We start from the raw sequence: 6,324 nt of genomic DNA on the forward strand, positions 1-6,324 counted from the left end.
CGATCTCGCAAATCCCGTCTTTATAATTCTCGTAGTCCTTGATGAATCTTATTACTGAACATAATAATCTAACATTGTCAAAGTAGTTACCTACCGCGAAGAAGAAACGCCGCGCCGGCATCCCCTGCGCCAGACGCGGCGCCGGTTACAGCGCCAACAACGGATTGATCATCTCACTCTATCCCGTTTTTCGGCAGATACCGTAGCGGAATTGGTCAGGCAAATGGCCGGGGCCGGTAATGTTGTTGACGCCCTCTCCACCTTGCTCTATGCCCGCAGCGAGGGCAATCCGCTGTTTATTCACGAACTGCTTTACGATTGGATAGAAACGGGCCAAATAGAAATATCCGGTGGACAATGGCAGATCAAAGACCTTACCCATGGCCAAATTCCTACCCGCGTGAGCGACATCATTCGCCAGCGCTTGGAGCGCGTTAACGAGGACGCCCTGGCCCTGGCTGAAATTGCAGCGGTGATTGGCCCCAATTTTGATCTTGATCTGGTCCGCGAAACCGGCGGCTGGGATGAAGGCGCGGCGCTGGCTGCCCTGGATGAATTACTGGATCATTACCTGGTGCGGGAGCGCAGTAAAGGGCGTCGTTTTGATTTTGCCTTCACCCACCAGCTCACGCAGGCCACCCTTTACGCGAATATTCCCGCCGACGTGCGTCGCCGGCGGCATCGCCGCATTGGGCAGGTGCTGGCCGACCTGCATGGCGATCGGCTTGACGAGATGGCCGGTTATCTGGCCCACCATTTTGAGCAGGGTGGTTTGCCCGAAGAGGCAGCACATCATTACCACCAGGCGGCCCAACGCGCCCTGACCATTTTTGCCGACGACGAGGCCCTGGAGTTTCTGACCCAAGGCCTGGCCTTAACCACCCGGCCTCGTTTACGTTGGGATTTATTGCTACTGCGTGAGAGCATTTATCACCGCCGGGGACAACGTGAACAACAGCAAACCGACCTGGCCGAATTGGCGCAATTAGCCGGCATCCTGAACGACAATGAATGTTACTGCGAATTGTTGATGCGTCGGATTGGTTTGCAGCATGCCCTGGGGCAGCGTGATGAGGAGGCCACGCTGATCGAACAACTCAAAGGCTATGCCGCCTGTCTGGATAACCCTAACTGGCAGGCCAACACGCTCCGGGTAGAGGCTATTTATCTGCTGTCCACCGGCGAATATGACCGCGCCGGGGAATTGTTGCCGCAGGCGCTCAATACATATCGTTCCTTAAACAACCGCAAAGGTGAAGTAAAATGTTGCTGCACGCTGGCCCAACTGGCCACCGAGCGCGGCCATCTGAACGAGGTGATGCCGCTAGTGCAGCAGGCGCGAAATCTGGCCGAAACTGAGGCCAATTACCTGTTGTTGTTCCGGGTGATCTACGTGGCGGCCCATGCGGCTTTTGTGCAGAAAAACTACAACACCTGTGAGGAATTATGCCAACAAGCGTTGGATTTATGCCAACAGACAGGTTATCTGGAAGGCGAGGCCGACACCCAAAAACTACTCGGCTCGGTGGCAAACCGGCTGTTTGATATTCCCCAATCTTTCAAATATTATAATCGGGCTAAAACGCTCTATGCCAGGCTAGATAAATTGCAGGGGCAAGCCGCGGTGCTCATGAATATGGGCATTTTGAGCGTAAGCCTGGGCCGCTATGAGGAAGGCGGCCACGCTTTTGCCCAGGCCCACCAACTATTTGAACAATTGCAGGATGTGCGCGGGCAAATGCTCAGCACCCTCAACCTGAGCGCAGTTGCTTTGTATCAAGAGGATTACCCGGCTGCCAAATCCGCTGCCCAGGCCAGCCTCAATTTGGCCCGGCAATTGCAAACCGTGCACATTGAGGCCAATGCCCTGGGCAATCTCGGCGAGGCCGAACGCGAGCTGGGTGAAATTGACCAGGCTATTACCCACCTGCAAACCGCCTTAGCTCTGCGGCGGTCAATGGAAACCCGGCCCGTTGATACCGTTAATGATTTGTGCCAACTGGCGCTGGCCTATCTGCGTCAAAATAACCCGGCCGCGGCGCAACAAACTTGCGCTGAATTATTGGACATTCTGCAAGCTGATGAACCCTCTCTGCTTTATCCTCAACAGGTGTTGTGGGTGTCGGCCCAAACTTACTATGCGTTGGGCAACCCCGCGCAGGCCAACGAGTTTTTGCAGGCCGCCTACGCGCGTTTGCAAACAAAACTGGCCGCCATCCCTGATGATGAAACCCGGCAAACCTACATCCAACTTCGCTTTAACCAGGAAATTTTGGCCGCATATAAAGACGGTAGCTGGCTCGATTAATCGGGCCGATTCATCGGCTCAATCTGTTTGACAACCTGCCGAATTTGATAAATCCGGCAGGTTTTTTATTTGGGACGCTTTTGGGACGCCGGCACGGTTATACTTGGCCCTGAAAATAACAATTGCTGGAGGTTACTTTGACAGCACCAAATACCCGGCGCCCTCAACATCTTTTTGTGGTGCGCATGTGGTTAGAGCCAAGCCATTTGGCCGACCCATCCTGGCGAGGGTTGGTTGAACATGTGCCGTCGGGGCAGCGGTTGTACTTTGCTTCCCTGGTTGATTTGAATGACTTCATCCACTGGCGGCTACAGCGCGGCCAATCCTCGGAAACTACCGGGGAAGCAAACAGTTGAAAATTTTTTTATTGATCATCAATAATTTTGGAAAGGAATTTCAATCATCATGAACAAGAACCAAACCTTTATCATCCTTATGTTGGTGGCGTTATTGTTGTGCATTTGTGTGGCTCTTTTTGGCGCCGGGGGCTATTATTATTACTACCTACTCAATAACCAGTCTGTGGCAAATATCGCCCCAGAAATTCCACCCATGCCAACTCAAGTGCCGCCGACTCAGGCGACTCCGGCAGAACCGGTTGACGCGCCCGCACCAGATTTTGAGTCAAGCCTGATTTTTGACGAACCGGGCAGCGCCTTTGAGCAACTCAAACTCAGCGCCGACCCCAACGAGGAACTGCACCTACTGCTGAAGCAAGAAATTTACGAGGGCAGTTCGACCACGGCTGAAAAAGTGCTCTACGCCCAGCGCCCGCCCGACGGTGTTTGGGCAGCGCCCCAACGGTTGAGCACGGCCCAGCCCGACAAGTTTGACCCCGACCTCACCGCCCTGATGCGTCGGCCCGATGGGCAATTGTGCCTGGTCTTGCATGGTTTTATTAACGACAATCGCGCCACCTACTTGCGTTGCCTGGCCGAAACCACCTGGTCGGACCCCGAACTGGTGACCGAGGAGAACGCACAGGTGGTTTTTGCCCCGGACGGTAGTCGGCATATAGCCGGCGACCGCAACGGGTTTTTGCTTTATTTTGACAACACCCCGCTAACGCCGGATGAGTTTGATAACGTGGTTGAAGAAATTGCGGTGGCGGTTGATCCGTCCGGCCGGTATCACCTGGTCTGGCAACAAATGGGCGGCCCGTTAAGTTATCATTCTTCTAATGACGGTCAAACATGGTCAAACCCCGAGGTTTTGACGGATGAACATACCCGCCCGTGGTTCACGCCGCAATTAATGTTGGGCCAGGAGGGCAGCCTGCACCTGGCCTGGACCGGCCACAACGGTGTTTTTTATCGCCGGTGGTTGCCCGATCAAGGCTGGCAGCCGCCGGTTGAAATATCGCCGGTGGTGCATGGCGAGGCCATCCTGACCGTAGGACCGGATGGTCTGGCCCACGTTATCTGGAGCCAAGAAAACAAATTAATGTATACCCAACAGCAGGCAGACAATACCTGGAGCGAACCCCGCCCCATGGCCGATGTGGATGCTTCCGCCGGTATTTTGCAGCGCGGCAAAACAACCCTGGCCGTGGACGCTCAAGGCCAACGACACTTTGTCTGGGTGAGTCCGGATAACAAGCTTTATTATGGTGTGATAACCCAATAGATTTATCACAACCAGTCAAAATTATCATTTTGAGAGATTTCTATTTTAACCAACTTAGCGGTGAACCGGCACCGTCAACCATACCCGGCCTAAAAGGAGATACCAATGAAACAGTTATTTTCGATCAAGGCAAAAGTATTCATCCTGGCTCAAAAACAATGTCTTACCATCTGGCTACTGATGCTCTTATCTCTTTCAGCTTTAATCGTTGGCTGTGGGGCCGGGCAAGGATCATCATCAAAAAGCTCAACTCTCCCAAACCCGGTGCAGGCCTGCGAACTTTTGACAAAGGCCGAGGTGGAAACGCTGATTGGGGCTTCTGTTGACGAACCGCAGGAAACACATCGAGAAGAGGAAGAATTCAACCACTGGATGTCAATATGCAATTACTATTCCCCGGAAAAGAACTTTAGTCTGGGGGTCACCCTTATGCCGCACGGTCGAGACGTGACCGGCGCAGAAGCCTTTGCCCTCTATGAAGCCGAATTAAAAGAGACTCTGGGCGATGACTACAAAATGGAGGTTGTGGCCGGGGTCGGTGACTATGGCGGTTGGGAGAGTTCCGTCAAACAACTAACCATCTTTCAAGGGCCGTTTATGATCCTTGTTGGCATTGTTAATCCGGAACTTGAGGGAACGGCGGCCTTGGAGTTCAACAAGCAAGTTGCTGCCAAGGTCTTAACGAAACTTCCTCAGTAAAATCGGCACTAAAAAAAGTGGCCTCAGAGGTAACTGAGGCCACTTTTACTATTCATCCACAAGCCAAACCATAAATTTTACCTGCTCTTAAATTGTTGGAAGGCTCGCAACAAGTCGCTAACATCGTCGGTATCAAAACCGAGCAAGTAGAATAATTCCGAGCCGCGCAGCAACACAATTTTGCCAACACCTGATCGTTGCACATAAACCCTGGGCCGGTCAATTTCTCCCTTCACAAAACGGGCCATGTCTTTGGTTTGCCTGACGGCCAGATTCAAATTGGGGCCAACTGAGTAGGCCATAAATGTTTGCGCTTCAGGGTAGGATGAAAATTCACGAATTTCATCAATCTCGGCAAAGCCCACCTGAAATTTATAATCCCGGCGATATTGTTTGCCGCCGATAGGTGGAGGAATAGCGGGATCAATCATAACCCCTTCATGCAATAACTCATATTTTGGTTGCCGCCAGCGCAAAAGTTTTGTGGTCCGTTTATCCAAACCCAATTGCTGCCAAACCAGGATCAAAGGGAAACGCAACAAAAGGTAGCCGGTAAAAACTACCGCGATCATCACAAAGGGAATGGACAGGGCCAATTGGCCTTTTATTCCCAACCATATCAAAGCTATGGTAATTGCCGGCAGGGCAAACGATAAAACAAACAGCCCCGCGATATTCAATAGCAAATCCTTGATTCCCTGGTAACGGGCAAATTGGCGGGCAAATTTTGACCAGGCGTTATCCGTCAAGGCCATCTCATCAGTTTTCATCTCCCAGCTACGACGGTTCCACCACAACCCCGTTTCTATAAACATAATTGGAATAAATACCAATACAAGCCAGAAACAATTGAAATCTCCGGCAGTTCTCTGGCCCAGGCCGATAGAGATATTAAATAATTCAATGCTGGCATCGTCACGTGACAAAGTAACAATGCTGCTCCCCACACAACAGAACATACCGATCAGAATAAACAGCAAGCTGCTGAGTATTTGGACAACTTTTCCTGTTTTCATAACTTCCTCTATTATTCCGGTATCTGCGGCAGTAATATGTCGCTCAATCGCGCCACCATCGCATCAAAGCTATTGGGCGCAACCAGTTCCAACGTTCCGGCAGTTAACGCCACCAGCCCGGCAAATATGAGTATAAGGCCAAAAATGCGGGCGGGCACACTGCCCAAAAAATTCCAAAACGACGCGGATAATGTGTCTTCTCTGGCTCCCAGCGTTTCCACGCCGCCATAGGCCATCATCGCCAGCCCGGCCAAAACTAAAATGGGGCCGGGATGCGCCTGCACATAATGCCACACCAACTCGCCCAAACCAACCGTATAAGCCAGGCCGCCCCCAAATAAAGCCAGCCCCACCACAATCCACATCACGCCAAACAACACGGCGCTTAACCCGCTGTAGGTTTGCGCCCGGTACCCTTCTTCATGATAAGACAGGCTCACATAGCGGGTGATCATATCTTCCACCCCGCCGGCCGCAATCCCCAGCCCGGCGATAGCCACCGCCATACTAATCCAAATCGCTTGGTCGAATCGCCAGCCGGCATACCCCAGGGCAAAACCCAAAAAGACCAGTCCCAAAAATACGTACCTAACCTGAGTTCGGGATAACTAAATGAAGTCAGGGAAAAGAGCTAATTGTTCAGGAGTAAGCTTAAGGGCAGGCTTCTTTTCCTGA

6 protein-coding genes are annotated in these 6,324 nt (G+C 52.1%); 4 read left to right on the forward strand and 2 right to left on the reverse strand.

Going from position 1 to position 6,324, the window contains the following annotated elements; genetic code table 11:
• The first annotated feature begins 211 nt into the window (after nt 1–211).
• The 4 genes from JW953_04855 (at nt 212) to JW953_04870 (ending at nt 4,633) form a co-directional block, all read left to right on the forward strand.
• Nucleotides 212–2,308: a tetratricopeptide repeat protein gene (locus tag JW953_04855; GenBank protein ID MBN1992010.1), complete on the forward strand. Its 2,097-nt coding sequence runs from the start codon at nt 212–214 to the stop codon at nt 2,306–2,308.
• Between the two features lie 137 nt (nt 2,309–2,445).
• The gene (locus JW953_04860) at nt 2,446–2,664 is read left to right on the forward strand and encodes a hypothetical protein (GenBank protein ID MBN1992011.1); all 219 of its coding nucleotides are present in this window, start codon (nt 2,446–2,448) and stop codon (nt 2,662–2,664) included.
• Nucleotides 2,665–2,713: 49 nt separating this feature from the next.
• Entirely contained in the window at nt 2,714–3,934 is a 1,221-nt protein-coding gene (locus JW953_04865) for a hypothetical protein (GenBank protein ID MBN1992012.1), read from the forward strand.
• A gap of 105 nt (nt 3,935–4,039) precedes the next feature.
• Nucleotides 4,040–4,633 carry a hypothetical protein gene (locus JW953_04870; GenBank protein ID MBN1992013.1) on the forward strand — a complete coding sequence of 198 codons (594 nt, stop codon included), beginning with the start codon at nt 4,040–4,042 and terminating at the stop codon, nt 4,631–4,633.
• Nucleotides 4,634–4,710: 77 nt separating this feature from the next.
• On the opposite strand, the gene JW953_04875 is transcribed toward JW953_04870, so the two are convergent.
• Both JW953_04875 and JW953_04880 read right to left on the reverse strand, forming a co-directional pair.
• Complete coding sequence (locus JW953_04875; GenBank protein MBN1992014.1) at nt 4,711–5,649, reverse strand: hypothetical protein; 939 nt, start codon at nt 5,647–5,649, stop codon at nt 4,711–4,713.
• An 11-nt stretch (nt 5,650–5,660) separates the two neighbouring features.
• Nucleotides 5,661–6,227, reverse strand: a complete 567-nt coding sequence (locus JW953_04880; protein MBN1992015.1) for a hypothetical protein — start codon at nt 6,225–6,227, stop codon at nt 5,661–5,663.
• Nucleotides 6,228–6,324: the final 97 nt, after the last annotated feature.

This window comes from Anaerolineae bacterium, assembly GCA_016931895.1.
Lineage (GTDB): Bacteria > Chloroflexota > Anaerolineae > 4572-78 > J111 > JAFGNV01.

What these genes read in the sequence shown, in the direction of transcription:
- JW953_04870 (MBN1992013.1), top strand. Translation starts at nt 4,040, where the DNA reads ATGAAACAGTTATTTTCGATCAAGGCAAAAGTATTCATCCTGGCTCAA.
- JW953_04875 (MBN1992014.1), bottom strand. Translation starts at nt 5,649, where the DNA reads ATGAAAACAGGAAAAGTTGTCCAAATACTCAGCAGCTTGCTGTTTATT.
- JW953_04865 (MBN1992012.1), top strand. Translation starts at nt 2,714, where the DNA reads ATGAACAAGAACCAAACCTTTATCATCCTTATGTTGGTGGCGTTATTG.